Genomic DNA, 24,913 nt, shown 5'->3' on the forward strand with positions numbered 1-24,913 from the left:
TCTTGGTGGGGGGAGGGTGCTCCCTGACAACGATGTCAGTGATCATCCTCAGTGCTGAATGTAATAAGGTCAAGTGCAATCGTGAGGCGGAGACCAAACTGTGACATCGATGTCAGAACCGGAAGGCGGGGCGCCTGCCCCTGTTGCCGTCGCCGATCCGCGCGCCCGGCCGACGATGAAGAACGTCGCCGCGCTCGCCGGGGTGGGTATCAAGACCGTCTCCCGGGTGATCAACGGTGAGCCGAACGTCTCTGCCGTCACCACGGCCCGCGTGCGTGCTGCCGCCGACAGCCTGGACTTCCATCCCGACCTGCACGCCCGCAACCTGCGCAGGGCCGACGGACGCAGCAGCACCCTGGGACTGCTCGTCGGTAGCGTCGGCAACCCGTTCTCCGGCGCGATGCACCGAGCCATCGAGGACCTCGCGAGCACCCGCGGCGTCGCGGTCTTCGCGTCGAGCCTCGACGACGACCCCGACCGTGAAGAAGTCGCCGTCTCCGCCTTCCTGCGCCGTCGGGTCGACGGCCTCATCCTCACGACCGTGTCGAAGAGCCAGGGGTACCTGTTGCCCGAGCTGCGGCGCGGGACACCGCTCGTCTTCGTCGACCGCGAGCCCGCCGGCGTCGAAGCGGATGTCGTCGTAAGCGACAACGCCGCGGGTGCGGCCGCTGCGACGCGGCATCTGCTCTCGTTCGGGCACCGGCGGATCGCCTTCCTCGGCGACCGGACCGATATCCAGACGGCGCAGGAGCGACGCCGCGGTTTCCTCGAGGAGCTCGGGCGGGCCGGCGTCGCGACCGCGGACATCCCGGTCATCACCGGGCTGCACGACGAGGATGCCGCGAACCGTGCGCTGATCGCGCTCCTGGAGTCGGAGCATCCGCCGACCGCCGTGTTCAGCAGCCAGAACCTGATCACGATCGGCGCGGTGCGTGGCCTGCGCGAGCTGGGCCTGCACCGCACGATTGCGCTCGTCGGCTTCGATGACGTGCCCCTCGCCGACCTGCTCGAGCCGGGCATCACGGTCGTCGCGCAGAACCCGAGCGAGATCGGGCGGCTCGCCGCCGAACGGATTTTTGCCAGACTCGACGGAGACCGCTCCGCCGGGAGAACCTATGTTGTACCAACCGAGCTGATCACTCGCGGATCAGGGGAGATGAGACCGAAATGACAGAAAACCAGACTGTGCCAGGAACCGAGACTGCAGGTGCCGGAGCGACCGGCCCGCGCGTCGTCGTCGTGGGCGACGCGCTCATCGACGAGATGCGCGAACCCGATTCCGTGCAGGAGTTTCCCGGAGGGGCGGCGCTCAACGTCGCCGTCGGCCTCGCCGTCCTCGGCGTGCCGTCGACCCTGATCGCGATGGTCGGCGACGACGCCGACGGCGCCGTGCTCCGTGAGTTCCTCGCCGCGTACGACGTGGAGCTGATCGCGACGCGCGGACCGTTCGGAAGCTCGCGCGCGACCTCCGACCGCACCGACGGCGAGCCGCGGTACGCGTTCAACGAGGCCGCGCAGAAGCGCCGAATCGACTTCGGCCCGGCCGAGCGCGCTGCCCTCGACGCGGCGCCGCTCGTCGTCGTGAGCTGCTTCCCGTTCGACGACACCGCGCAGACCGACGACTTCCTCGCCGCGGTCGGCGACGGCGAGCATCGTCTCGTGATCGACCCGAATCCGCGGGCCGGGATGATGCACGACAAGGCCCGCTTCGTGGAGAATTTCGAGCGCGCCGCGGCTCGCAGCCTGCTGACCAAGGTCGGCGACGAAGACGCGGAGCTGCTCTACGGGAGCACCCTCGAGGAGCTGCGCGAGCGCCTTGTCGCAAGCGGGACGCACCATGTGCTCGCGACCGCCGGCCGCGCCGGCGCCTCGATCAAGACCGATGACGGCCTGCTCGTGAGCGAGCCGATCGCGCCGCTGCCCGGTGCCGTGGTCGACACCATGGGCGGCGGTGACGCGACCCTGGCCTCGAGCGTGCGGAGCTTCCTCACCGAAGGCGTGCCGGCGGATGCCGACGGCTGGCAGCGGCTGCTCGCGACCGCGATGCTCGTCGCCGCGGCGACCTGCCGGTCGGAGGGAGCCCTGCTCCGCGTGCCGCCCGTCCTCTGAGCCTCGCCCCCTGAGCCCGACCACACGACCACACGTCCGCACGCCTGCGGTCGTGTGGTCGCGCGTCGTCGAGGCGCGCCTGCGGTCTCGTAGCGGGCTCACGGTCTCGAGGCTCATCCGGCGTCTCGGGGCGACCGGTAGAGCGCGCGCCGCGAGGCGTGGTGCGCGCCGCGAGGCGTGGTGCGCGCCGCGGGCGCCGCTCAGGCGGGGTCGACGGGCGTGAGGAGCGGGATCTTGGGTTCGCGGCCGTCGCCGGAGGACTTCCCGGTCAGGCGCCGGCCGATCCACGGCAACACGTAGCCGCGGTAGTAGGCCGCGGTACGCATCCGCTGGGCCGGAGGGGCCGCAGGCGCACCCGCGGCATCCGTCGCCGACCACTCCGCGGGAACCGGCACTCCGAGAGCCGTGAGCACGTTGGACGCGATCAGGGTGTGCCCGCTCGCGTTCAGGTGCAGCTTGTCCGCCGACCAGTACCGGGTATCGGTGAGCCGGGCATCCGCCCAGTTGTCGACGAGCGTGACGCCGGGCCGGGTGAAGGCCGCGCGGGCGGCCTCGGCGAGCTGGTCGCCGCGGCGCTGCATGAGCGCACCCAGGGGGAGCTGCTTCGAGGGGTTGCCGCCGCTCAGCACGAGCATGTGCGCGCCGTGCGCGAGTCCGGCCTCGACGACCTCGTCCATCAGTCCGACGACGCGCGAGATCTCCACGCGTGGGCGCATCATGTCGTTGCCGCCGCCGCAGATTGAGAGCAGGTCGGGCGCCTGGACGAGCGCGGGTTCGAGCTGTTCTGCGACGATCGGGCCGAGGAGCCGGCCGCGTACGGCCAGGTTCGCGTACGAGACCGGGGCAGCGGATGCCGCGGCGAGCCCGAGCGCGACCAGGTCGGCCCAGCCGCGCAGCCGCCCGTCGGGGAGTTCATCGCCGACCCCCTCGGTGAAGCTGTCGCCCATGGCAATGAATCGCTGATACATCCGACCCCCCAGTTGCTGCGGGCGTGCCCCGCATCCGTCACCAGCGCGATGTTACCCGCTCGGGGCGGAGGTCAGCGCTCGGGGTGGCTGTGCTTCGATCCGTGGCTGTGCTTCGTGCCGTGGGTCTGTTCCTCGCCCTGGCTCGGGTCGCGGGACAGCTGCCAGCGTTCCTGCAGCACGTCGCGGGCCTGCTGGGCGGCGCGGCGGACCTCCTTGTCGGGGTCGCGCAGGCGCTGCACGATCGTGGGAAGGTTCTCCTCGGTGCCCTGGGCGGCGAGGGCGTGCAGGGCGGCGGCGCGCACCCGCGGCACCTCGTCGGTGGTGAGGCGCACGAGCTTCGGGGCGACCTGCAGGTCGCGCAGCTGCACGACGCGCGCGCACATCTCGCGCACCCGCCAGGCCTGGTTGGTCAGCCCGACGACGATGTACGGCGCGGCAGACTCGCCCCAGACGTAGAGCAGCGCACGCGCGCCCCACAGCTCGGGCCAGTACAGGGCGGGGGCACCCTCGAGGATGCCCAGGGCGTGGCGGCCGCCGGCGTAGAGGAGGAAGTCCTTGCCGGCGTTCTTGGCGCGCAACAGGGCCACGGAACTGTCGACCACCGCGGTCTCGCCGTAGTGTTCGACGGCCGCGTGGATGCGCTCGGCCGTCGGAAGGTCGATGGGAAGGTCGGGGTGTGGCTCTAATTTGTTATGCATAGCACTCCCCACGGTACTGCCCGGGAGGTGATGGGGCCACTGCCCGGGCGCGTCCCGTCCGCGTCGCCGTTTCGCGAGAGCGTACTTGTGGCCCTTGGAACGGTGGTTTCAGCGCGCGGGGGTGACGCCCAGCATCCGCTCGAAGCCGGTCGCGCGGGCGTAGACGCCGTAGTTGCCGATCTCGGTGTAGCCGAGGCTGCGGTACATCGCGAGGGCCTCCGGCTGCCTGTAGCCCGTCTCGAGGCGCAAGCGGGAGTAGCCGAGCTCCCGGCCGAGCGCCTCGAGCTCGCCGAGCACTGCGACGGCGTGCCCCTGCCTGCGGTGGGCGGGGCTCGTCCACAGGCGTTTGGCCTCGCAGGTGTCGTCGTCGAACCGACGGATGCCGCCGCCCGCGATGGTTTCGTCGCCGTCACGCAGCACGATGAACCCGCCGCCCGGCGCCGCGAAGTCCGCGGCACTGTCTTCGAGGACGTCGTCGCCGCCGCCGTAGCGCAGCACGTATTCGCGGTGCAGGTCGGTCAGCAAGGGGACGACTTCGGCGTCGGTCAGACGTACGCGAACAAATTCCACGGATCCAGTCTGCCCGGTAAACTCCTCGTGTGTCTGTCAACCCCGAACTGCAGGGCCGGGTCTTCCCGCCCGTCGCCCCTTACCTCGTCGGTCGGGAGAAGGTGCGGGAGTTCTCCCGCGCCGTCTTCGCGCGCAACCCGATCAACCACGACCCGGAGGCCGCCCGCGCGGCCGGATACGCCGACGTCGTCGCCCCTCCGACCTTCGCGGTCGTCGTGCAGGAGGCCACGCTCGCGCAGCTCCTCGCCGAGCCCGACGGCGGCATCGACTTCAGCCGGGTGGTGCACGGCGAGCAGCGCTTCACGTTCAGCCGGCCGATCGTCGCCGGCGATGAACTGACCGCGACCCTGTCCGTCGCGAGCGTCAAGAGCCTCGGCGGCCACTCGATGGTCACCGCGGAGTCCCGCGTCGTCGACGCGACCGGCGCCCACGTCGTCACCGCGACATCCACCCTCGTCGTCAGGGGAGACGAATGACCCAGGCAGCTGCGGCCACGCCCGCACTCGATTCGCTCACCGTCGGCCAGATCGTCGCCACCGGGCTGTTCCCGCTGACGCGCGATTCCCTCGTGCGGTACGCCGGGGCATCCGGCGACTTCAACGCCATCCACTATCGCGACGACGTCGCCGTCTCGGTCGGCCTGCCCGGCGTGCTCGCCCACGGCATGCTCACGATGGGCCTCGCCGTTCAGCCCGTCGTCGACTGGGCAGGCGACCCCGTCCGCGTCGTCGACTACCAGGTGCGCTTCACCCGCCCGGTGCTCGTCGATCCCGCGCTCGGCGCCGTCGTGTCCGTGGTCGCGAAGGTCGGCCGCATCGAAGCGGATGCCGGCATCGTGCGCATCGACCTCACGGTCACCTCGAACGACCAGACCGTCCTCGGCAAGGCGCAGGCACGCGTCTCGCTCGCCTAGGCGCCCATGACTGACGCTGCTTCTGCTTCTGCTGTGCCGGTCTCTGACGCGGGCACCGAGCCGACGGATGCCGCGCCGTCGACGTTCGCCGAACTCACCACGATCCGCACCGGCGGACGCCCGCGGCTGCTGCTCGCTGCGGAAACCGAGGACGAGCTCGTCGCGACCGTCCAGGACGTCTGGGCGTCCGGCGAGGAGTGGCTGCTGCTCGGCGGCGGCTCGAACACCGTCGCGGCAGACACCGAGTTCGACGGCACCGTTGTGCGGGTGCTGACCCGCGGCGTATCGGTCGAGCACTCCGCCGACCGCGTGATCCTGCGCGTGCAGGCGGGCGAACCCTGGGATGCCCTCGTCGCTCACACCGTCGCGCAGGGCTGGTCGGGCATCGAAGCCCTCTCCGGAATTCCCGGCTCGACCGGAGCCGCGCCGGTGCAGAACATCGGCGCATACGGCCAGGAACTCGCCAACAGCCTCGTCGCGATCGACTTCCTCGACTACGAGAGCGGCGAACGGCGCCGCATCCCCGCCGCAGAACTCGAGCTCGGGTACCGCACCTCGCTGCTCAAGCACGGGCTCCGCGGTCTCGTCGTGGCGGTCGAACTGGAGCTGTGGGACACCGCGGCCGAGGCATCCGTTCTCGGAGGAGCGCTCAGCCGCCCCCTCGCCTTCCCCCAGCTCGCGGACGCCCTCGGTGTGCACCTCGGCGACCGCGTGCCGCTCGCCGATGTGCGCGAGACCGTGCTGCGGCTGCGCGCCGCGAAGGGCATGCTGCTCGACCCGGACGACACGGACGCGACGAGCGCCGGGTCGTTCTTCACTAACCCGATCGTCTCCCTCAGCTTCTCGCGGACCCTGCCGGAGTCGGCGCCGCGCTGGCCGCTGAACGACCCCGAGCTGCCCGACCGGGTGATCCCGCTCGACGACTACTACGGGATCGGTCCCGTGCCCGGCGCGACCCTGGTCGTGCCGCTCGTCAAACTGAGCGCGGCGTGGCTCATCGAGCACGCCGGCATCTCGCGCGGCTTCCGGTTGCCCGGTTCACGGGCTGCGGTATCGAGCAAGCACACCCTCGCCCTGACCAATACCGGGGGTGCGAGCGGCGAGGAGGTCGCCCAGCTCGCCCGGTTCGTGCAGCAGCGCGTGCAGGCGGAGTTCGGCGTCATCCTGCAGCCGGAGCCCGTGCTCGTCGGCCTCGGCCTGTAGCCCCGGGTTGCGCGGCTTCGCGCCTGCCCCTGAGCAACGGGCCCCCAACCAGTTCGACGGAGTTTTTCGATTCTGAACCGGTTTACGCGGCTTCCTGAGTGTCGAAATCCCACAAACTCCGTCGAATCGGTTCGGCCAGCGGATGCCCGGGCGGCTCCAGCGGGCGGCGTTCGGCATCCGTTGCCTGGGTTCAGGTTCCGCGGCTGCCTGCAGCTGCTCTCACGCGCTACATGCGCCGCTCCGCGCCCGGCATGCCGGCAGCGTAGCGGCGGAACTGGCGCGCGGGTCCGGGAGGGGCGCCCAACCAGCGGCCTCGCGGCTCGGGGCTCGCTGTCCCAGGCTGTTGCTCGGCTGCTGCCGTGAGGAACACCCGCGCTGTGGCGCAACTCCCGCGCTCGCTCATCGCAGCGCGAGCGCGCGTGGGGCCGCGACCGGTCAGGTCGCTCGCCGGGCCGCTGCGGCGATGCCCGCGACGATGAGCACGAGCCCCATCAGGATCACGCCGCCGAGCAGCCACAGCGCGGGGTCGGTCTCGCCGGGCACGAGCGTGCGATAGATGATGAAGCCCGAGAAGGCGAGCATCACCGTGCCCCAGAAGATCGTGCCGAAGAGCGGACGCCGCCGCCGCGCCGGCGCCGCAGGCCACGGCTCCGGGGCACTCGCGCTCGGAGCCGCGTAAGCGGGTGCGGTCGGTGCGGGAGGCACGGGAGGCGGCGTCGAGCCTGAGGAGGGGGTCGCAGCTGCGCTGGCACCTGCTGCACTCGCACCCGAAGCGGCACTCTGGGCCAGGGGGATATCGTGTTCGCGCGGCGCGGCGAATGCGGTGAACTCCGGAATGACCGGCTCGGCCGGGAGTACTTCGGTCTCGGCGAGTCCCGAACGGTCCATCGTCCCGAACGGAAGGACATCGGTGTCTGCGGCCGATGCGCCAGAGGTGGTCGAGGGCTCAGTCGGCAGGACGGCGGTCTCTGCGGTCGGTCCGGCGGGGGGTATGGCCGCTTCAGCAGGCAGGACGACGGACTCTGCGGTCGATGCTGCCGAGGGGGCTGTGGCGGCTTCGGCCGGCAGGACGGCGGTCTCGGTCGAATCGGCTGTGGGCATCGGTCCGGATGGGGCGGAGCCGGACTCGAACGGAAGCACCTCGGTATCGCCCTCCGAGACCGGGAACGGGATGGTCGCGTCGAGGGGGAGCACGGCGGTTTCTGCGGACGCGGCGGTTTCAGGTGAGTCTGTAGAGTCGGCGGCGGTCGCTTGCGACTCTGCGGGCTCGTCGGGACGGCCCGAACCGGCGGATGGGGTGACGGGATCGGTCATGGCGGACTCCTAGCGTGCGGTGCCGACGCGGACGCCGGACTGAGTGAGGTCGACCTGGCCGGCGAACGACCAGACGCGAACGTGGGTGACGGCCCGGGCATCCGTGCCGTTGACGGTGCGCACGTCGCGGAGGAAGACACCGGCGCGCTCGGGGTCGCGTGATTCCCCGCCCGTCGTCACGACGCCGGCGAGGAGGTTGACCTCGACCTCGACGGGCCGGTCGCTCGGCAGCTCGAGCGTCGTCACGCCGAATCCGAGCCACACGTCGATCGTGCGGGCGTCCCGGGCCGGGGCATTGTCGAGGGCGGTGAGGTCGACGGTCGGCGTGCCGGCGAACATCGCGTAGCCGGGGGGTGCCCCGGCAGAGGAGGACGGCACGGCCCAGTTGTGGGTGCCGGCGAAGGCGAACTGGGTGCCCTGCGGCATCCAGCCGAGGGCGACGAGGGTGAGCGCCGCGAGGAACGCGAGCCCGCCGAGCGCCCCGCTCTCGCGGCCGCGGATGCCGGAGACGATCATGCCGATCGCGGCGACGCCGAGGGCGACGGCGAGGCCGAGGACGAACGCGGAATTCGACCAGACCCCGTGCGCATAGACGGACGCGACGATCGCTCCGGCGAGCAGCGCGACCCCGAGGGTGATCGCCGACACGGCGGCGCTCGGGCGGCGGCCGCGGCGCCAGGCGGCCTGTTCGGCCTGCCGCTGACGCTGGCGTTCCTGCCAGGCGAGGTTCTGCTCGCGCCACGCGCGGTTCTGCTCGGTACGCACCCGGTTCTGCTCCTGCCAGGCCTGGTTCGCGGCCGTCGCACTCGCGGCGTTCGCCGCGTACGCGCCGGTCGCGGGTGCGCCCGGGGTGCCCGGGCCGCCCGGGTAAGCGGATGCCCCCGGGTACGTCCCCGGCGTCGGCTGCGGGATTCCGTTCCGGTTCCGGTAGTCGGCCTGGTACGGGTTCTCGGTCGGGGATGGCGACGCGGTCCACGACGATTGCGGGGCGAAGCCGGCGGAAGACGTGGCCTCGGGCGCCGGCGGAGCCGGGGGTGCGGGGGGCGCGCCGGGGGCAGGCGGGGTGGGACCGGCATCCGCTGCCGAGCCGTAACCCGAGGTCGGACGCGGGCGCTCGCCGGAACCGGAACCCGGACCGGGGCTGTACCCGGTACCGTCGCCGGAACCGTAGCCGCCGTTTCCGCCGCGGGATGAACCCCCGCCGCCCGGACCGCGGCGCACGAGGTAGAGCACGAGCCAGACGATGCCGGCGACGACCGCGAGGCCCCAGGCGGCGCTCAGCGAGGTGCTCAGCCAGCCGGGCATGCCCCAGGCGGCGGGAGGGCCGTCCCACCAGAATCCGCGGGTGAACGGCACGATGGTGAGGAGCAGGACGGCGCCGATCCCGATCATGGCGGGCTCGAAGCGGCCACGGAGGGCTTCCTCGGCGTGGATGCGACCGAGCGCGTTGGGCAGGAGCGCCCAGCCGACCGCGTAGACGAAGAGCACGGGAGCCCCGAGCACGGCGAGAACGAACGCGATGCCGCGCACGATGATCGGGTCGAGGCCGGTGCGGCCGGCGATCGCGCCGCAGACTCCGGCGAACCAGCGGTCAGCGCCACGGACCATGCCGCTGCGGCGGATCCAGTCGAAGAAACGGGTGAGCTGGTCTGGACCCGACGGGCCCGGGCCGGCCGGATATGTCGGATTACGCGGTTGATCGGTCATAACTTCACTCAACCACTCGCGGTGGCGCGCTGCTATGGGGGAGAACCCTGAACGGACCCTGAGATCTGGCCGCACCGGATCGGGGCGGCCTTCGGGGTGCTTGGATGAAGACATGAGAACCGAGCGGATGACCCGGCCGCGCCAGCGGATCATCGCCGGCGTCTGCGCGGGGTTCGCCGAACACACCGGGTTGTCCGTGACCGTGGTGCGCAGCGCGACGCTGCTGCTCGTCCTCGCCGGCGGGTCCGGCGCGCTGCTCTACGCCTGGCTCTGGGTGACGACGCCGACAGAGACAGCGAACCCGGCCCGGTTCGGGGCGGGCGAACTCCCCAAGGCGAGTCTCGCGCGCCCGGCGCCCGGGTACGCAGGCTCCTCCGGCTCCGGCTCCGGCTCTGACTCCGGTTCCGGCCTCGGCGGGCCGGCGGATGCCGCGGCCGAGAGAGCCGCCGCCGCCGCGTCCTCGGCCCGGTCGGCCCCGATCACGGAGATCCTGCTCGGGCTCGCCCTCCTCGCCGCCGGGCTCACCCTCGTCGCGAGCCGGCTCGGCGCCGATATCCCGCTCGCCGTCGTCATCCCCGCGATCGTCGTGCTCTCGGGGACCGCGCTCGCCTGGCGCCAGTTCGCGGACATTCGCGGCGGTTCCGAGCAGCACTCGTCCGCCCTGCTCGTGCGCGCCCTCGGCGCCCTCGTGCTCGTCGCCGTCGGGATCCTGCTGTTCTTCGTGACGAGCGACAGCCCGGACGGGTGGACGGTCGTGATCGCATCCGCTTCGGTGCTGCTCGGCGTCGTCGTCGTGATCGCGCCGTGGCTCGTGCGGCTCTCGCGCGACCTCGCCGACGAGCGCGCGGGGCGGGCCCGCGAGGCCGAACGCGCCGAGATCGCCGCGCACCTGCACGACTCCGTGCTGCAGACGCTCGCGTTGATCCAGCAGAAGGCCGGGCCGCAGAGCGACGCCGCCCGGCTCGCCCGCGCCCAGGAACGCGAGCTGCGCGAATGGCTGTTCACCGGGACGGGGACCGGTTTCGGCACGGGCGGAGGAGCGGGCGCCGATGGCGGTGCCGGGTCTGGTGCCCCCGACGTCGACCTCCCGACGGCCCTCCGCCGGATCGGCGCGGAGCTCGAGGCCGATTTCCCGGTTCAGTTCGATGTCGTGAGCGCCGGCGCGAGCCTCGGACCCGCCCCGGATGGGCTGCTCGCCGCTGCCCGCGAGGCCATGCTCAACGCGGCGCGGCACGCGGGCGGACCGGTGTCTGTCTACCTCGAGACGGGGGCGACCGCGGTGAGCCTCAGCGTGACCGACCGCGGGCCCGGCTTCCGGCTCGACGACGTACCGGACGACCGGCACGGCGTCCGCGAGTCCGTCATCGGGCGGATGCGTCGTCTCGGCGGCTCCGCGCTCGTGCGTCCCGGCCCCGGCGGCGCCGGCACGGAGATCCTGCTCACCCTGCCCACGGCATCCGCTGCCCCCGCGGTCCCCGACCCTGCCGCCCCGCACCCAACCAATTCGACGGACTTTGTGATGAAAACGCACGTTACGGGCCCGATTCGGGCCGAAAACCCCACACTCTCCGTCGAATCGGTTCGGCCGGACCCGGTGCAGCCAGACGAAGCGGATGCCGACGGGAGCCGCTCATGAGCGAGCCGCACGCCGCACCAGACCCGCGCCCGGACCTCGGCACCGCGCCCGGCACGGCCGCCGGGCTCCCGGTCGTGATCGTCGACGACCACTCGATCTTCCGCTCCGGCCTGCGCGCCGAACTCGACGCGGACGTCCGGGTGCTCGGCGAGGCCGCGACCGTCGACGAGGCGATCGAACTCGTGGTCGCGCTGCAGCCGCGGGTGGTGCTGCTCGACGTGCACCTGCCCGGCGGGCGTGGCGGCGGCGGCAGCGAGGTCATCCACGATGCCGCGCACCGGGCGCCGCACACCCTGTTCCTCGCGCTGAGCGTCTCCGACGCCGCCGACGACGTGGTCCGGGTGATCCGGGCGGGCGCCCGCGGCTACATCACCAAGAGCTCATCGGGGGCCGAGGTCTCCGAAGCCGCACGCCGGGTCGCCGGCGGCGACGCCGTGTTCTCCCCGCGGCTCGCGGGCTTCGTGCTCGACGCGTTCGGCGCGGTCGCCGGCGAGACAGCCGAGACGACGGAGGAACTCGACCGCCTCTCCGCGAGGGAGCAGGAGGTCATGCGGCTGATCGCCCGCGGCTACACCTACAAGGAAGTCGCCGGGAGCCTGTTCATCTCGCCGAAGACCGTCGAGACGCACGTCTCAGCGGTGCTCCGCAAGCTGCAGCTCTCCTCCCGCTACGAGCTCACCGCCTGGGCGCTCGAGCGCAAGCTGCTCTAGCCGCCCGGCGGTATCCGCCGGGCTACAGCAGTCCGAGTTCCATCGCCCGGGTCACGGCGCGGGTCCGGTCGCTCACCGCGAGCTTCTCGAAGGCGTGCAGCAGGTGCGTCTTCACGGTCGCCTCGCTGATGAACAGTGAGCGGCCGATCTGCGGGTTGCTCTCGCCGGCCGAGACGAGCCGGAGCACGTCGAGTTCGCGGGCCGACAGGCGCGGCGCGGGGGCGGCATCCACGCGCACCCGCTGCACGAGCATCGCCGCGATCGACGGGGCGAGCGCGGTCTGGCCGCGAGCGACCGAGCGCACGCCCTCGATGATCTCCGCCTGGGGCGCCGCCTTGAGCAGGTACCCGCTCGCCCCGGCCGCGATCGCCGCGAGGATCTGGTCGTCGCTCTCGTAGGTCGTGAGCACCAGCACCCGGGTACGCTCGTTCGCCGCGACGATGAGCGCGGTCGCCGCGACGCCGTCGAGCAGCGGCATCCGCAGGTCCATCAGCACGAGGTCGGGGTCGAGCGCGGCCGCGAGCGCGACCGCCTCCTCGCCGTTGCCTGCCTGCCCGACGACCTCGATGTCGCCGGCGGCGCCGAGCAGCATGGCGATGCCGCCGCGCACGATCGGGTGGTCGTCGGCCACGATGACCCGGATCATCGCTCGCCCCGCACCGATTCGACGGAGGTGCGGGCGTCGTCCGCGCCCGCCGCGGGCACGGTCACCCGCAGCACGGTGCCGCCGCGCTCACCGGCGCCGACCGTGAGACCGCCGCCGACGAGGGCGAGCCGGTCGCGCATCCCCGAGAGGCCGAACCCGTTCTCGTGGGCGGGAGCATAGGCGCCGAGGCCGCGACCGTCGTCGGTCACGGTGAGCACGGCATCCGTGCCCACTCGTTCGAGGCGAACGGATGCCGCCCCCGCGCGGGAGTGCTTGCGCACGTTCGCGAGACCCTCCTGGGCGCAGCGGAGCAGCACGACCTCGTTTTCGCGGTCGAGCCGGTCGAGTCCGTCGAGGCCGGGCGCCGAGACGGACACCAGCACCTGGATGCCGGTCTCGCGTTCGAAGCGTGCAGCGAGGCGGCGCAGGGTCTCGGCGAGGGTCGAGTCGCCGACCCGCACGGGCGACATCGCCGCGACCAGGGTGCGCGCCTCGGTCAGGGCCTGCCGGGCGGTGTCCTCGATGAGTTCGACGGTGGGCCGCGCCCCGCTGTCCGGCCCGAGCTCGTTCCCCGCGCGCTGGGCGAGCATCACGAGGCTCGTCAGGCTCTGGGCGATGGTGTCGTGGATCTCCCTGGCCAGGCGTTCCCGCTCGGCCGCGCGCCCGGCATCCCGGTGCAGGGCGGCGAGCTCGTCCTGGGCGACGCTGAGTTCCTCGTAGAGGCGGCGCTGGGTGTTGCCGTCGCGGGCGATGCGGGTGATCCAGGCGCCCATCGCGATCGCGAAGACGAAGGAGATGCCTTCCGTCGCAAACGCCTGGCCCAGGGCGGACGCGGTGCCGCCGATGCCCAGCCAGAGCCCGGCCGCAGCCGACATCGCGAGGAGTGCACTCAGGGCGACGGAGACGAGAAAGGAATCGGTGAGCGTCCAGAGCAGCGGGAAGGCGATCGCCTGGAGCGTCGCAAGGCTCGGGTTGAACGCCGCCGCGACGCCGACGCCGACGATCAGCACGCCGCGGAAGGCCGTCGCGGCCATCCCCGATTGCGCGGCCCGTCCGCTCGGGCAGTCGATCGCGCGCCGCCCGAACCAGAGATAGCCGACACCGATCGCGGCGAGCGTCGCGAGAGCGCCGATCCGCCCGAGCTCGTGCCCGTACCGGTAGGTGTCGGAGGCCGCGAGCACTCCCATCAGGAGCAGGGACCCGCCGACGGCGACGTCCCACCAGCGCACGGTCGTCATGGCCGGAATTCTCATGCGCCCAGCCTCCCACGGCGGCGGTGACCGGAGTACACCGGTTCAGCTGTCCTTGCGGATCCAGCGGAACGTCACCCGGCTGAGCACGAGTCCGACCACGAGCCAGATCCCGAGGTTGAGCGCGACGAGCGGGAGGTCCCAGACCCCGTTCTGCTCGAGGCTCGCGAAGCTGTCCGGCAGGAACACCGAGCGCATCCCCTGTGCCATCCACTTGAGCGGGAAGAGGCTCGCGACGTTCTGCATCCACTCGGGCAGCACGTAGAACTGCAGGTAGACGCCCGAGATGAACTGCAGGATCAGCACGATCGGGATCACGACGGCCGTCGCGCTCTTCCCGGAGCGCGGCAGCGCGGAGAGCGCAATGCCGAGGAACGCGCACGCGATCACTCCGAACAGGAACACCCAGGCGAAGGTCAGCCAGGTGGACGGGTCGGTCGGCAGGGCGATATCGAGCAGGAACCGCGCCACGAGGATCAGCAGGGCCGCCTGGATCGTGCCCGTGACGAGCACCATCCCGATCTTGCCGATGAAGTAGCTCAGCGGGGACAGCGGGGTGCCGCCGAGTCGTTTGAGAGTGCCGTCGCTCTTCTCCCCGGCGATGTCGACCGCGAGGTTCTGCACGCCGGAGAGCAGCATGCCCGCCGCGAGCATGCCCGGAAGGTAATACGCGCCGACGCTGACGCCACCGCTGCCATCGGGCGCTGTGCCGATGTTGCCGGCCGAGCCGAACGCGGCGGTGAAGATCGCGAGCATGATGAACGGGAACAGGAACGTGAAGAACACGCTGTCCGGGGTGCGGAAGTACATGCGTGCTTCGTAATACACCCGGGCGAGGCCGAGCCGCAGCACGCCGTGGCGGGCCGTGCGGATGCCGCCGGTAGGGGTAGTCGTGTCGAGCGTGGTCATGCGAGCACCTCCGTGCTGTCGTCAGAAGTGGACGAGTCGGCAGCGGATGCCGCCGCCGTGGTTTCCGCGCGGTCGTCGCGCACGAGCCCGAGGTAGACGTCCTCGAGGCTCGGCCGGATCACCTCGAGTTCGGCGGGCTCCCCGGCACCCTTGCCACTCGCGCCGCCACTCGCGCCGACGCTCGCAGCGACGAGCTCGGCGACGACCCGGCCGGGCTGGTCGGTGCGGATCTCGTGGGACTGGCCCGCCGCATCCCGCCAGCGCACGAGCGGAACCCGCGCCTCCGCCCCGCCGATCTCGTCGATCGCGCCGATGTCGATCAGGCGGCCCCCGGTGATCACCCCGGCGCGGTCGCCGAGCTGGGCGGCCTCGTCGAGGTAGTGGGTCGTGAGCAGGATCGTGGTGCCCTCGGACTTCAGGCTGCGCACGAGGTCCCAGAACTGGTGGCGTGCCTCGGGGTCGAACCCCGTTGTCGGTTCGTCGAGGAAGAGGAGCTCCGGCCGGCCGATGATGCCGAGCGCGACATCCACCCGCCGACGCTGTCCGCCGGACAGCCGGCTGATCCGGGTCTTCGCCTTCTCCTCGAGGCCAACGGCCGCGATGACCTCCGTCACGTCCCGCGGGTTCGGGTAGAGGCTCGCGAAGTGCGCGAGCTGCTCGGCGACCGTGACGTTGCCGCTTTCGCCCGTCGACTGCAGCACGATGCCGAGCCGGGCCTTCCAGTCGAGGCCGCCGTGCTGCGGGTCGGTGCCGAGCACGCTCACCTCGCCGCTGGTGCGGTCGCGGTAGCCCTCGAGGATCTCGATGACCGTGCTCTTGCCCGCGCCGTTCGGGCCGAGGAGCGCGAACGTCTCCCCGGGCCGGATGTCGAAGCTGATGCCCGCGACGGCCTCGAAGGCGCCGTAGGACTTGTGCAGGTCGCGCACGCGCACGACGGGGTCTGAGCTGTTCCTGGGCTCTGGTGTGGTGGTCATACCGAAAGAATCCCACCGGAGGCCCGCGAACGTAAGCGTCCGCCCGGCCGACCCGGGCATCCACCGGTCGGTGGATGCCCGGGTCGGTTTCGATTCAGGCGAAGAGGCGCTGCAGGCGGTGGATGCCTTCGAGCAGCTGGTCGTCCCCGAGTGCGTAGGAGAAGCGCAGGTACCCGCTCGGGCCGAAGGCCTCACCGGGAACCGCGGCGACCTCGGCCTGGTCGAGGATCAGGTCGGCGAGCTCGAGAGACGTCGTCGGCGTGACCCCGCCCCAGGTGCGGCCGAGCAGGCCGGTCACGTTCGGGTAGACGTAGAACGCGCCCTGCGGTGTCGGCGTCACCATGCCGGGGATCTTGTTCATCTCGGCGACGATGAGCCGGCGGCGCCGGTCGAAGGCCTCCCGCATCGCGATCGCGTCGTCCTGCGGGCCGGTGAGGGCGGCGATCGCGGCGCGCTGGGAAACGTTGGACACGTTCGAGGTGAGGTGGGACTGCAGGTTCGCCGCGGCCTTGATCGCGTCGAGCGGGCCGACCATCCAGCCGAGGCGCCAGCCGGTCATCGCGTACGTCTTGGCGACGCCGTTGACGAGGATGGTGCGGTCGGCGAGGGCGGGAACGGCCTCGACGATCGAGACGGCGCGCACGCCGTCGTAGGTGAGGTTCTGGTAGATCTCGTCGGTGATGACCCAGAGGCCGTGCTCCTCCGCCCACTCGCCGATCGCCTTCGTCTGCTCCGGCGAGTAGACGGCGCCGGTCGGGTTGGAGGGAGAGACGAAGAGCAGCACCTTGGTGCGCTCGGTGCGGGCGGCCTCGAGCTGCTCGACGGTGACGAGGTAGCCCTGGTCGCTGCCGGCGAAGACGTCGACCTGCACGCCGCCGGCGAGCCGGATCGATTCCGGGTAGGTGGTCCAGTACGGGGTCGGCACGATGACCTCGTCGCCCGGGTCGAGCAGGGTGGCGAAGGCCTGGTAGACGGCCTGTTTGCCGCCGTTGGTGATGACCACCTGGGCGGGGGAGACTGCGAGTCCGGAGTCGCGGAGGGTCTTCGCGGCGACGGCCTCGCGCAGGTCGGGCAGGCCAGCGGCCGGCGTGTACTTGTGGTTCTTCGGGTCGCGCACGGCGAGAAGCGCCGCCTCGACGATGTGCGCGGGTGTCGGGAAGTCCGGCTCGCCCGCCGCGAAGCTGATCACGGGTCGACCGGCCGCCTGGAGGGCCTTGGCCTTGCTGTCGACCTTGAGGGTTGCCGATTCCGCGATGGAGCCGATCCGGGTAGAGATTCGCTTGAGTTCGTGAGCCACAGAACGAGCATACGGTGGCCGCACCCGCGCGGCCAGCATCCGCCACGACGACCCCAGCTTTACAGTGGTGCCGGTGTGACCTAGACTTGATCGAGGTAGTTGAAATCTGCCATGCTTTTTTGCGCCTTTTTCTCGTGTTTCTTTCGGGGGGTCTGCGCAGGTCCGCATGGTGATCCGGCTGCATAGGGTGGTGGCTCAATTGGTAGAGCAGCGGTCTCCAAAACCGCAGGTTGCAGGTTCGAGTCCTGTCCGCCCTGCAAGTCGGTGGCATTTCCGTCGGCCCATGAAAGGTGTAACAGGTGGCCCGAAAAGTTGTCGACGAACCCAGTGAGGAAATCGTCGCAGACGCACGACTCGCTCGCGACGCCAAACGCGGTCCGTTCGCACGGATGTCCCTGTTCCTGAAGCAGGTCATGGCGGAGCTCCGCAAGGTGGTCACCCCGACACGCAAGGAACTGCTGAGCTACACGGCTGTCGTCCTGATCTTCGTAGCGATCATGATGGCCCTGGTTTCCGCCCTCGACTGGGTGTTCGCACTCGTCGTGACGTACGTCTTCGGAACACCAGGCGGCTGACCGGCTGCCGCCTACCGGCGGCGAGACCGCATGGCCAGGATTCACGGCAACGCTGCGCGGGACACGTCTTCGTGCCCGCGCACTACATAAGGATTGAGATTTAGTGACTGAGACGAATCACGACGACGTTGACTGGGCCACCGCAGCCGAGCAGGCGTCCGACGACGACGAAGCACAGGAAGGCAACGTCCTCGAAGCGGAAGAAGAGTCCGTGGAAGCCGCCGAACAGGTTGCCGTCCACGTCTTCGACCCCAGCGTCGGCGTTGAAGACAACCTCGACGCCGCACTCGACGCCCTCGCCGGCGCGGTCGACCCCACGGCCGACGCGCTCGTCGACGACGCCCTCGACATCGACTCCATCGACGAGGCAGAAGCCGCCGCCGAAGCCGTCGACGACGAAGAAGAGGTCGACGCGGTCGCGGACGACGCCGATGCAGAGGCCGACGCGGCTGACGCCGCAGACGCCGCCGGTGCACCCGTAGAAGCCGTCGACGAAGACCCATACGCCGAGTTCCGCAAGGAACTCCGCTTCCAGCCCGGCAAGTGGTTCGTCATCCACTCCTACGCCGGCTTCGAGCGTCGCGTGAAGTCGAACATCGAGAACCGCAAGCAGTCGATGGCCATGGAAGATTTCATCTACCAGGTCGAGGTTCCGATGGAAGACGTCGTCGAGATCAAGAACGGCCAGCGCAAGATGGTCACCCGCGTACGTATCCCCGGATACGTGCTCGTCCGCATGGACCTCAACGAGGACAGCTGGTCCGTCGTCCGGCACACGCCGGGCGTCACCGGCTTCGTCGGCAACGCGCACAACCCGACGCCGCTGCGCTTCGAGGAGGCCTTCGGCATGCTGAAGAGCCTCGTCGAGATCCAGGACGTGCCGTCCGCCAAGGGCGCAGGCACGCACGGCAAGATCGCGACCCGCGCACTGCCCGCCGAGATCGACTACGAAATCGGCGAGACCATCACGATCAAGGAAGGCTCGTTCGCGGGCCTGCCCGGCACGATCAGCGAGATCAAGGCGGAGAGCGGCAAGCTCATCGTCCTCGTCTCCCTGTTCGAGCGTGAGACCCCGGTCGAGCTCAGCTTCGACCAGGTCACCAAGCTTTAGTAAGTTTCCCCACCACCGGGGCCCGTCCGGGCCACCGGGAGAGTTGCCTCACGGCCGCTCGTCATCATAAAAGAAGGAAGAATCATGGCACCGAAGAAGAAGGTTACTGGTCTGATCAAGCTTCAGATCAAGGCCGGCGCCGCAAACCCCGCACCGCCCATCGGGCCGGCACTGGGTCAGCACGGCGTGAACATCATGGAATTCTGCAAGGCATACAACGCCCAGACCGAATCCCAGCGCGGCAACGTCATCCCGGTTGAGATCACCGTGTACGACGACCGTTCCTTCACTTTCATCCTGAAGACCCCGCCGGCGGCGGAGCTCATCAAGAAGGCGGCCGGCGTTGCCAAGGGCAGCGGCACCCCCCACACCGTCAAGGTGGCCAAGCTCACCCAGGCGCAGGTCCGCGAGATCGCCGAAGCGAAGATGGTTGACCTCAACGCCAACGACATCGACGCCGCCGCGAAGATCATCGCCGGCACCGCACGCTCCATGGGCGTTACGGTCGAGGCCTAACCCTTACCAGGCATCCGCCACCAGCAGTACGTGGAAGAGCCGGCCAGGCTCGCACCACACTCTCAAATCTTTATATACAGGAGATTCACATGGCACAGAAGTCAAAGGCCTACCGGGCCGCGGCCGAGAAGATCGAGGCCGACAAGTTCTACACCCCCACCGAAGCCGTCGCGATTGCCCGGGAGACCGGCTCCGCGAACTTCAACTCGACCATCGAGGTCGCGTTGAAGCTCGGCGTCGACCCGCGCAAGGCTGACCAGATGGTCCGCGGAACCGTTATTCTTCCTCACGGTACCGGCCGCGTGTCGCGCGTCATCGTCTTCGCAACGGGCCCCGCGGCCGAAGCAGCCCTGGCTGCCGGCGCCGACGAGGTCGGTGGCGACGAGCTCATCGAGAAGGTCGCCGCCGGTTACACCTCCTTCGACTCCGCGGTTTCGACCCCGGAGCTCATGGGCAAGGTCGGTCGTCTCGGTAAGGTCCTCGGCCCGCGTGGCCTCATGCCGAACCCGAAGACCGGAACGGTCACGACCGACGTCGCCCGCGCCGTCAACGACATCAAGGGCGGCAAGATCGCGTTCCGCGTCGACAAGCACGCCAACGTGCAGTTCGTCGTCGGCAAGGCATCCTTCACCGCCGAGCAGCTGAACGAGAACATCACGGCAGCACTCGAGGAGATCGTCCGCCTCAAGCCGAGCTCGTCCAAGGGCCGCTACGTCATGAAGGGCGCCGTCTCGACGACCTTCGGACCGGGCATCCCGCTCGACGTCAACGCCATCTAAGCACCACACCAGCACCACACCGAAGGGCCCGTCGCAAGACGGGCCCTTCGTCGTACCCGGCGCATCCGCCCGTCCGAAGCACCGCGCGCCCCTTCCGCCGCTCCGCGCCAGGCATGCCAGGCGCGAAGCGGCGGAGATGGCGCGCGAGCCGCGTCGGCGTCCGGCGGTGGGGTCAGTCAGAGACGGATGTCGGGCCCGGCTTTCCCGGGGCGGCGGGAGCGGCCGCGGCATTGCCCGGGTGCGCCCGGAGCAGTGCCGCGACCGCGATCGCGTCGCCCTCCGGCTGGTGCGAATTCGTGTGCGGCTTCGCGATGAACAGGTACAGGAGCCCTGCGCCCATCACGACCGCGAGGCCGATCAGCACGATCCAGTCGTCGAGGAAGACGCCCGTCTTGCCGGGCAGCGCCAGCAGCACCATCGCGAAGACACCGTAGGCGAGGGCGACGATGTTGACGACGAAGCCGGCTCGGCCGAGGTTGAAGGGGCCGGCGGGGCGCCAGCCCTTGATCCGCTGGCGGAGAGCGGCGAGCACGACGGCCTGGAACGCGACGTAGATGCCGATCACCGCGAACGCCGTGATCTGGGTGAGGCTGCCGCCCGCGTAGATCAGCAGGCAGAGCGCGAGCGGGATCGAACAGGCGACGATCAGCGCGTTCACCGGGACGGCGGTGCGCGGGCTGACCTTGGAGAGCCAGGCGTGGCCGGGGATCATTCCGTCGCGGGCGAAGGAGAACATCAGCCGGCTGGCTGCGGCCTGCAGGCTCAGTACGCAGGACAGGAAGGCCGTGATGGCGATCACGAGGAAGAGCTTGGCGCCGACCGTTCCGAGCGAGGCCTCGAGGATCGCCGGGATCGGGTCGATGTCGTTGCCGTCGACCACAGCCTGCAGGTCGGGCGCCGCCATCACGTAGCCGCCGAAGGAGAACAGCGCCGAGACCCCGCCGACGAGAATGGTCAGGATCATGGCCCGCGGGATGCCCCTGGCCGGGTTCGCGACCTCCTCGGCCACGTCCCCGCAGGCTTCGAAGCCGTAGAACAGGAACAGGCCGGCAAGGGCCGCGCCGAGGAACGCGACGGCGTAGTTGCCGTCGCCCTCGACACCCATCGTGCTGAAGAAGACGCTGAACTCCTGCTTGCGCTGGAAGATCAGCAGGTAGAGCCCGAGCCCGATCACGCCGATGAGCTCGGCGGCGAGGCCGATCCTGGCGACCCGGCCGAGCATCTTCGTGCCCGAGAAATTGAACGCGAACGCCACCAGCAGGAACAGCACAGAGAGGCCCAGCGTGACCTCCTTCGTGACCGGCGCGTCGATCAGGCTGCCGAGGAAGCCGCTGCCGAACTCGGCGACCGCGGTGATCGTGACGAGCATCGCCCAGACATAGACCCAGGCGGCCATCCAGGCGTAGCGCTTGCCCCAGAGCCGTCGGGTCCACGGATAGATGCCGCCGGCGATCGGGTACTGCGAGACCACCTCGCCGAAGACGAGGGCGACGAGCAGCTGGCCGGCTCCCACGATCACGATCCAGACGATCGAGGGCGGCCCGCCCGTGCTGAGGGCGAGCGCGAAGAGGGAGTACACGCCGACGAGCGGCGAGAGGTAGGTGAAGCCGAGGGCGAAGTTCGCCCACAGCGACATCGAACGGTGGAAGGAATCCTCGTACCCGAGCACCCTGAGGTGCTCCTGGTCGCCGATCCCCTTCGCGGCGGGCGACTTCCCCGGCTGTTCTGCGCTCATCATGACCTTCCGGCTGTGGTGCGCCCCGACGTCGTCGGCAGGGCGTGTGTGCCCAACATAGTGACACCGCCGCGACAAAGCTATAGAACCGGATGTATTCCCCGGACAGGGGGGATCAGCCGATGTAGCTCATCACGTGCTTGATCCGGGTGTAGTCCTCAAGGCCGTACATCGAGAGGTCCTTGCCGTAGCCGGAGTGCTTGAAGCCGCCGTGCGGCATCTCGGCGACGAGCGGGATGTGCGTGTTGATCCAGACGCAGCCGAAGTCGAGGCGCTTGGCCATCCGCATCGCCCGCGAGTGGTCCTTCGTCCAGACCGAGGAGGCCAGTCCGTACTGCACGTCGTTCGCCCAGGCCAGCGCCTCAGCCTCGTCGGTGAACTTCTGCGCCGTGATGACCGGCCCGAAGATCTCGTTCTGCACCGCGTCGTCGCCCTGCCGCAGGTTCGACACGATCGTCGCCTCGTGGAAGTAGCCGAGGCTGCCCTGGCGCTGCCCGCCGAGAGCGATGTTCGCGTGGTCGGGCAGGCGCTCGATGACGCCCTGCACGCGGGCGAGCTGGTCGGCGCTCGAGAGCGCCCCAAAGAGGATGCCGTCCTCGCGCGGGCCTCCGGTCCGCGCGTTCACGCGGGCGTACGCCGCGAGTGCGGCCACGAACTCGTCGTGGATCCCGGCCTGCACGAGCACCCGGGTGGCCGCGGTGCAGTCCTGGCCGCCGTTGTAGAACGCCGCCGTCGCGATGCCCTCGACGGCTGCGTCGATATCGGCGTCGTCGAACACGATGACGGGGGCCTTGCCGCCGAGCTCGAGGTGCACGCGCTTGACGTCGAGCGCCGCGGTCCCCGCGACCTCCATGCCGGCCCGGACCGACCCGGTGATCGACACCATCTGCGGTGTCCGGTCGGCGACGAGGGCGCGGCCGGTGTCGCGGTTTCCCGTGACGACGTTGAAGACGCCGGCCGGGAAGAACTCCGCGGCGATCTCGGCGAGGAGCAGTGTCGAGACGGGCGTCGAGTCAGAGGGCTTCAGCACGACGGCGTTGCCCGCCGCGAGAGCCGGGGCGATCTTCCAGATCGCCATCATCATCGGGTAGTTCCACGGGGTGACCTGCCCGATCACGCCGATCGGTTCCCGCCGGACGAACGAGGTGTGGTCCTTCAGGTACTCGCCGCCCGACTTGCCCTCGAGCACGCGCGCGGCGCCGGCGAAGAAGCGGACCTGGTCGATCATGACGTCGACTTCGTCGCCGACCAGGCCGGCCCGCGGCTTTCCAGTGTTCTCGCTCTCGACGTCGGCGATCTCCTCCGCGCGCTTCGAGAGGGCGTCGGCGAACTTCAGCAGGGCGAGCTGGCGTTCGCCGGGCGTGGTCTCGCCCCACGTCTCGAAGGCGGTCGCCGCTGCGGAGTACGCGGAGGCGACATCCGCTTCGGTCGACACCGGCGTGCGCGCGTAGACCTCCTCGGTGGCGGGGTTCACGATGTCGAGCTGCTCGCTCGCTGCGGACTCGACGTACTGCCCGTTGACGAAGTTACGGAGTTCACGGATGGACATGCGCGGGCCTTTCCCAAACGGCTGGTCGGCGCTGGCGAGGGCCACGGCGCCCGGGGCGGAATTCCCCAGAGGCCGACGATACCCTAAATCATCCCAAATACAATCTTTTATTTCGGTGGGCGCCGGGCGATCACGTCGAACGGGATCCCGGCGCAGGGCATCCGGTCGTAGGCCGCGAGCGGATGCCGCGGGTCAGGCACGATGTCCCCGGCGGCGAGCGAAGCTTCCGTCGAGATCAGCACGCGGCCGACCGAGTTGACGAGGGCGGCGGGCGCATCGAGCCCGAGCAGCACCGGCAGCAGCGCCTGCTCGAGCCGGGTGACCGACACGTCCGCCCCGATCACTCCGACCATGCGGCCGTCGGCGAGGACGGGAAGGGTGAGGGTGACGATGAAGTCGAAGGTGCACAGGTGGTCGACGTACGGACCCGTCACATGCGCTCGCCCGGTGGCCTCCGGCACCCGGTACCACTCGAGGCCGCGGAAGTCGCGCAGGTATTCGGTGTGCACCCGGGCGGCGAGGTCGAGCCGGGTGGGCGCGAGCGTCGTACCGAGCAGGGGGTTCGAGGCGAGGGGCCCGAGCCACCAGGCGAAGTGCGCGGGGCGGCCGGGCCGGTAGCCCGCTGCCGCGATGAACCCGGCGCCGACCAGGAGCATGGGGGAGCCCTCCGGTGCCGCACCGCCGAAGAGCGTGGGCACGACGAGGGATTCCACGAGGGCGTCGAGTTCGGCCGTCGTCGCACCGGGGACCGCGGCGGCGACGCGATCGCGCCAGTCGTCGAGCACCCGGAACACGTCGGCGAACGCGGCGCCCACGGCGGAGGCCACGGGTGCGAGTGCGTCCGGCGACGCGCTCGGCACGTCAGGCGCTGACAGCGGATGCAGCATGGAGCGTTCCTCCCCGTTCGATCCTGGTCTTCGCCGCGTGCAGCCACTCGGCCAGGTCGCGCACCTGACCGGCGACGAGGGTGCGGGCGAGCGGCCCGTCGCCTGCCCGGATCGCCGCGACGACGTCCGCGTTGCAGGCAGCGACCCTGGCGCGCATCGACGGGTCGACGAGCCCGAGCAGGAGCAGCGGACCGAACTCGGCCTGCAGCCGGACCTGCTCGCGCACGAGCCGCGCCGACTGGCTGAGCACCGCGAGCTCGAGGTAGAAGCCGCCGGCGTTGGCGCGCGCGCCCGCATCCCGGTCCCAGTCGGCCTGGGCAAGCCACTCGGAGAGCCGGTCGGCGTCGTTCGGCGCCGCGCGGAGGGCCGCCCGTTCCGCGCACCCTTCGACGATGGTGGAAAAGTAGACCGCGAGGTCGGAGAGCTCGACGTGGGCGACGCCCCGGAGCCGGGTGTGCAGGAGCGTCTCGTCCGGGGCATCCGCTTGGATCACGAAGCTGCCGCCGCCGCGGCCGCGACGGGTCTCGACGAGGCCGGACTCGCGCAGGATCACGAGGCCCTCGCGGACCGTGATCAGGGCAACCCCGAAACGGCGGGCGAGTTCCTGCTCGCTCGGCAGGCGTTCGCCCGAGGTGAGCACGCCGAGGATGATGGCATCGGTGAGGCGTCGGGCGACCTGCTCGGCCCGGCCGGCCTCGATGAGCTGGGCGAAGATCGCCTCCCGGGCGCCGGGTCGCAGCTGTGCCTCCATAGACTTCAATGTAGCCGACGGTGGCATGCTGGGAGCGGTCGGACGGGTGCCGGAATCAAAAACATTCGGTATAGGATCACAACTGAGTCCTGTCGCTGTGGCCGGC

The 24,913-nt window shown here is 70.4% G+C and carries 25 protein-coding genes and 1 tRNA gene; 12 read left to right on the top strand and 14 right to left on the bottom strand.

Annotation, left to right across the window (positions count from 1 at the left end; genetic code table 11):
* The first annotated feature begins 100 nt into the window (after positions 1-100).
* Positions 101-1,171: a LacI family DNA-binding transcriptional regulator gene (locus MQH31_RS00510; protein WP_372488088.1), complete on the top strand. Its 1,071-nt coding sequence runs from the start codon at positions 101-103 to the stop codon at positions 1,169-1,171.
* Entirely contained in the window at positions 1,168-2,109 is a 942-nt protein-coding gene (locus tag MQH31_RS00515) for a carbohydrate kinase family protein (RefSeq protein ID WP_243010540.1), read from the top strand. Before MQH31_RS00510 ends, MQH31_RS00515 begins: the two co-directional genes overlap by 4 nt.
* A gap of 200 nt (positions 2,110-2,309) precedes the next feature.
* Here the strand turns inward: MQH31_RS00515 and MQH31_RS00520 are convergent, their stop codons facing one another.
* From MQH31_RS00520 to MQH31_RS00530, 3 genes are all read right to left on the bottom strand, one after another.
* Positions 2,310-3,077 (bottom strand): SGNH/GDSL hydrolase family protein, encoded by a 768-nt coding sequence (locus MQH31_RS00520; RefSeq protein ID WP_243010541.1) that lies wholly within the window; start codon positions 3,075-3,077, stop codon positions 2,310-2,312.
* A gap of 71 nt (positions 3,078-3,148) precedes the next feature.
* Entirely contained in the window at positions 3,149-3,775 is a 627-nt protein-coding gene (locus tag MQH31_RS00525) for a HEAT repeat domain-containing protein (protein ID WP_134534394.1), read from the bottom strand.
* 108 nt (positions 3,776-3,883) lie between these two features.
* Positions 3,884-4,345: a GNAT family N-acetyltransferase gene (locus tag MQH31_RS00530; protein ID WP_243010542.1), complete on the bottom strand. Its 462-nt coding sequence runs from the start codon at positions 4,343-4,345 to the stop codon at positions 3,884-3,886.
* Positions 4,346-4,374: 29 nt separating this feature from the next.
* Here MQH31_RS00530 and MQH31_RS00535 point away from each other — a divergent pair, with 29 nt between their 5' ends.
* The 3 genes from MQH31_RS00535 to MQH31_RS00545 are packed head-to-tail and all read left to right on the top strand — an operon-like array spanning position 4,375 to position 6,461.
* Complete coding sequence (locus MQH31_RS00535) at positions 4,375-4,821, top strand: FAS1-like dehydratase domain-containing protein (protein ID WP_243010543.1); 447 nt, start codon at positions 4,375-4,377, stop codon at positions 4,819-4,821.
* A complete protein-coding gene (locus MQH31_RS00540) occupies positions 4,818-5,258 on the top strand; it encodes a MaoC family dehydratase (protein WP_243010544.1) in 441 nt (146 codons plus the stop codon). The genes MQH31_RS00535 and MQH31_RS00540 overlap by 4 nt, the downstream gene beginning before the upstream one ends.
* A gap of 6 nt (positions 5,259-5,264) precedes the next feature.
* Complete coding sequence (locus MQH31_RS00545; protein ID WP_243010545.1) at positions 5,265-6,461, top strand: UDP-N-acetylmuramate dehydrogenase; 1,197 nt, start codon at positions 5,265-5,267, stop codon at positions 6,459-6,461.
* Positions 6,462-6,896: 435 nt separating this feature from the next.
* Here MQH31_RS00545 and MQH31_RS00550 read toward each other — a convergent pair whose 3' ends face one another.
* On the bottom strand, positions 6,897-7,775 hold the full coding sequence (locus MQH31_RS00550; RefSeq protein ID WP_243010546.1) for a hypothetical protein: 879 nt from the start codon (positions 7,773-7,775) through the stop codon (positions 6,897-6,899).
* A gap of 9 nt (positions 7,776-7,784) precedes the next feature.
* Positions 7,785-9,482 carry a PspC domain-containing protein gene (locus MQH31_RS00555; protein WP_243010547.1) on the bottom strand — a complete coding sequence of 566 codons (1,698 nt, stop codon included), beginning with the start codon at positions 9,480-9,482 and terminating at the stop codon, positions 7,785-7,787.
* Between the two features lie 112 nt (positions 9,483-9,594).
* On the opposite strand from MQH31_RS00555, the gene MQH31_RS00560 reads away from it, so the two are divergent.
* Positions 9,595-11,118 carry an ATP-binding protein gene (locus tag MQH31_RS00560; protein ID WP_243010548.1) on the top strand — a complete coding sequence of 508 codons (1,524 nt, stop codon included), beginning with the start codon at positions 9,595-9,597 and terminating at the stop codon, positions 11,116-11,118.
* Positions 11,115-11,828: a LuxR C-terminal-related transcriptional regulator gene (locus tag MQH31_RS00565; protein ID WP_243010549.1), complete on the top strand. Its 714-nt coding sequence runs from the start codon at positions 11,115-11,117 to the stop codon at positions 11,826-11,828. Before MQH31_RS00560 ends, MQH31_RS00565 begins: the two co-directional genes overlap by 4 nt.
* 22 nt (positions 11,829-11,850) lie before the next feature.
* On the opposite strand, the gene MQH31_RS00570 is transcribed toward MQH31_RS00565, so the two are convergent.
* The 5 genes from MQH31_RS00570 to MQH31_RS00590 form a co-directional block, all read right to left on the bottom strand.
* The gene (locus MQH31_RS00570; protein WP_243010550.1) at positions 11,851-12,474 is read right to left on the bottom strand and encodes a response regulator; all 624 of its coding nucleotides are present in this window, start codon (positions 12,472-12,474) and stop codon (positions 11,851-11,853) included.
* On the bottom strand, positions 12,471-13,727 hold the full coding sequence (locus MQH31_RS00575) for a sensor histidine kinase (RefSeq protein WP_243010551.1): 1,257 nt from the start codon (positions 13,725-13,727) through the stop codon (positions 12,471-12,473). Before MQH31_RS00575 ends, MQH31_RS00570 begins: the two co-directional genes overlap by 4 nt.
* 42 nt (positions 13,728-13,769) lie before the next feature.
* On the bottom strand, positions 13,770-14,633 hold the full coding sequence (locus tag MQH31_RS00580; RefSeq protein ID WP_243010552.1) for an ABC transporter permease: 864 nt from the start codon (positions 14,631-14,633) through the stop codon (positions 13,770-13,772).
* Positions 14,630-15,607, bottom strand: a complete 978-nt coding sequence (locus MQH31_RS00585; RefSeq protein WP_243010553.1) for an ABC transporter ATP-binding protein — start codon at positions 15,605-15,607, stop codon at positions 14,630-14,632. The genes MQH31_RS00580 and MQH31_RS00585 overlap by 4 nt, the downstream gene beginning before the upstream one ends.
* Positions 15,608-15,701: 94 nt before the next feature.
* The gene (locus MQH31_RS00590; RefSeq protein ID WP_372488090.1) at positions 15,702-16,943 is read right to left on the bottom strand and encodes a pyridoxal phosphate-dependent aminotransferase; all 1,242 of its coding nucleotides are present in this window, start codon (positions 16,941-16,943) and stop codon (positions 15,702-15,704) included.
* A 145-nt stretch (positions 16,944-17,088) separates the two neighbouring features.
* On the opposite strand from MQH31_RS00590, the gene MQH31_RS00595 reads away from it, so the two are divergent.
* The 5 genes from MQH31_RS00595 (at position 17,089) to rplA (ending at position 19,885) form a co-directional block, all read left to right on the top strand.
* Positions 17,089-17,161, top strand: a tRNA-Trp gene (locus MQH31_RS00595).
* 42 nt (positions 17,162-17,203) lie between these two features.
* Positions 17,204-17,479: a preprotein translocase subunit SecE gene (gene secE / locus MQH31_RS00600; RefSeq protein WP_134534380.1), complete on the top strand. Its 276-nt coding sequence runs from the start codon at positions 17,204-17,206 to the stop codon at positions 17,477-17,479.
* A gap of 103 nt (positions 17,480-17,582) precedes the next feature.
* On the top strand, positions 17,583-18,590 hold the full coding sequence (gene nusG, locus MQH31_RS00605; protein WP_243010555.1) for a transcription termination/antitermination protein NusG: 1,008 nt from the start codon (positions 17,583-17,585) through the stop codon (positions 18,588-18,590).
* 84 nt (positions 18,591-18,674) lie between these two features.
* Positions 18,675-19,106, top strand: coding sequence for a 50S ribosomal protein L11 (gene rplK, locus MQH31_RS00610; protein WP_243010556.1), 432 nt, complete (start codon positions 18,675-18,677; stop codon positions 19,104-19,106).
* A gap of 89 nt (positions 19,107-19,195) precedes the next feature.
* Positions 19,196-19,885: a 50S ribosomal protein L1 gene (gene rplA, locus MQH31_RS00615; protein ID WP_134534377.1), complete on the top strand. Its 690-nt coding sequence runs from the start codon at positions 19,196-19,198 to the stop codon at positions 19,883-19,885.
* A 172-nt stretch (positions 19,886-20,057) separates the two neighbouring features.
* Here rplA and MQH31_RS00620 read toward each other — a convergent pair whose 3' ends face one another.
* The 4 genes from MQH31_RS00620 to MQH31_RS00635 form a co-directional block, all read right to left on the bottom strand.
* The gene (locus MQH31_RS00620) at positions 20,058-21,623 is read right to left on the bottom strand and encodes an APC family permease (RefSeq protein ID WP_243010557.1); all 1,566 of its coding nucleotides are present in this window, start codon (positions 21,621-21,623) and stop codon (positions 20,058-20,060) included.
* A gap of 112 nt (positions 21,624-21,735) precedes the next feature.
* Positions 21,736-23,169: an aminobutyraldehyde dehydrogenase gene (locus MQH31_RS00625; RefSeq protein ID WP_243010558.1), complete on the bottom strand. Its 1,434-nt coding sequence runs from the start codon at positions 23,167-23,169 to the stop codon at positions 21,736-21,738.
* Between the two features lie 107 nt (positions 23,170-23,276).
* Positions 23,277-24,056 (bottom strand): cache domain-containing protein, encoded by a 780-nt coding sequence (locus MQH31_RS00630; protein ID WP_243010559.1) that lies wholly within the window; start codon positions 24,054-24,056, stop codon positions 23,277-23,279.
* On the bottom strand, positions 24,031-24,807 hold the full coding sequence (locus MQH31_RS00635; RefSeq protein ID WP_241976179.1) for a FadR/GntR family transcriptional regulator: 777 nt from the start codon (positions 24,805-24,807) through the stop codon (positions 24,031-24,033). The genes MQH31_RS00630 and MQH31_RS00635 overlap by 26 nt, the downstream gene beginning before the upstream one ends.
* Between the last annotated feature and the right edge of the window lie 106 nt (positions 24,808-24,913).

This window comes from Cryobacterium zhongshanensis (genome assembly GCF_022760445.1).
GTDB classification, from domain to species: Bacteria; Actinomycetota; Actinomycetes; order Actinomycetales; family Microbacteriaceae; genus Cryobacterium; species Cryobacterium algoricola.